This window comes from Parasphingorhabdus sp., assembly GCF_049667325.1.
In the GTDB taxonomy this organism is placed as follows: domain Bacteria; phylum Pseudomonadota; class Alphaproteobacteria; order Sphingomonadales; family Sphingomonadaceae; genus Parasphingorhabdus.
The window spans coordinates 1-1,817 of sequence record NZ_JBATHY010000082.1; the positions used below are offsets into that span (position 1 = coordinate 1).

Here is a 1,817-nt window from a genome sequence, read left to right on the forward strand (position 1 = left end):
GCCTTGCAGGTCGTCGAGCGAGGCATTCTTGACCGCGCGCGCCGTGCCGAAATGTAGCAATAGCGCCTTTTTGCGCGCCGGACCGATGCCCGGCACGTCATCCAGCGAGCTATGGCCGACGGATTTGGCGCGTCTGGTCCGGTGCGCGCCGATCGCGAAGCGGTGGGCTTCGTCGCGCAAGCGCTGGAGATAGAAAAGCACGGGGCTGTTCATCGGCAGATTGATTTGCCGGCCATCAGGCAGGTGGAATGTCTCGCGCCCCGCATTGCGGTCGGGTCCCTTGGACACGCCGATCATCACGACATCCTCGACCCCGATTTCGGCCAGTGCGCCACGGGCTGCGCTCATCTGACCCTTGCCGCCGTCGATCAGCACCAGATCGGGCCACTCGCCTTTCTCGCGATCCGGGTCTTCCCTTTGTGCGCGGGAGAAACGCCGATCGAGCACTTCGCGCATCATCGCGAAATCGTCGCCTGGAACGATATCCGGATTTTTGATATTGAACTTGCGATAGGCGTTCTTGCGGAACCCCTCGGGGCCGGCAACAACCATGCCGCCGACCATATTCGTGCCCTGAATATGGCTGTTATCGTAAATTTCGATCCGGTCCGGCACCGCATCAAGTTCAAGCAGATCGACCATCTCGCGCATGATCTTTGCTTGCGTCGAGGTTTCTGCCAGACGCCGGTCAAGCGCATCCTCGGCATTGCGGCTGGCCTGCGTCAGCAGTTTCCGGCGATCCCCGCGCTGAGGCTTGGATACGCTGACCTTATAGTCGGCCTTGGTGCTCAGCGCCTCGGCCAGCAATTCCGCGTCGGGCAATTCCCGGTCGAGCAATACCAGCTTTGGCGGCGGCATCTGATCGTAAAATTGCATCAGGAAACTGGAAAAAACTTCCTCGATCTCGACATTTGTGGTGTGCGCCGGAAAGAAGCTGCGATGGCCCCAGTTCTGGCCGCCCCGAATGAAGAAGGCCTGGATGCAGACAGAGGACCCCTTGGCAGCCAGCGCAAAAATATCGGCGTCCGGCAGTCCTTGCGCATTGATCGCCTGATTGCCCTGGATGAAGGTCAGCGCTTTCAGCCGGTCGCGATAGACCGCCGCCATTTCGAAATCGAGGCCTTCGGCAGCCTTTTCCATCGCCCCGCCAAGCTTGTTCTGCACCGCTGTCGATTTGCCCGACAGAAAATCGCGCGCATCCTCGACCAGCTCGGCATATTCATCCTTAGCGACCCGATCGACACAGGGCGCCGAACAGCGCTTGATTTGATAGAGCAGGCAGGGCCGTGACCGGTTGTTGAAAAAACTGTCGGTGCAGGAGCGCAACAGAAACAGCTTTTGCAAGGCGTTGATCGTCCGGTTGACCGAACCGGCGCTGGCAAAGGGGCCAAAATATTGCCCCTTGATCCGCTGCGCTCCGCGATGCTTGGTAATCCGCGGAAAATCATGATCATCGCGCAGCAGGATGAAGGGGAAGCTTTTATCGTCGCGCAGCAACACATTATAAGCGGGCCGGAATTTCTTGATCAGTTGGGCTTCTAGCAACAGTGCCTCGGCTTCGCTGCCGGTCGTCACAATGGTCATCGAGCGGGTTTGCGCGACCATCCGCAACAGTCGCTGGGGCAGCCGGTTCATCTGGACATAGGCACCGACGCGGGACTTTAGCGACCGCGCCTTGCCGACATAGAGCACATCGCCGCGCTTGTCCTGCATCCGGTAGACGCCAGGCCGCGTGGGCAGCGTGTTCAACACCTCGCGGATAGCCGCCATTCCGGCTTCGAGATCGGGCGTATCGCCCTCCCCACGCACCGCATAGG

1 protein-coding gene is annotated in these 1,817 nt (G+C 60.0%); it reads right to left on the reverse strand.

Annotation, left to right across the window (positions count from 1 at the left end; genetic code table 11):
- Nucleotides 1-1,817, reverse strand: a 1,817-nt coding sequence (gene uvrC / locus WBM93_RS04725) for an excinuclease ABC subunit UvrC (protein ID WP_424428851.1), incomplete at both ends; no start/stop codon positions are given.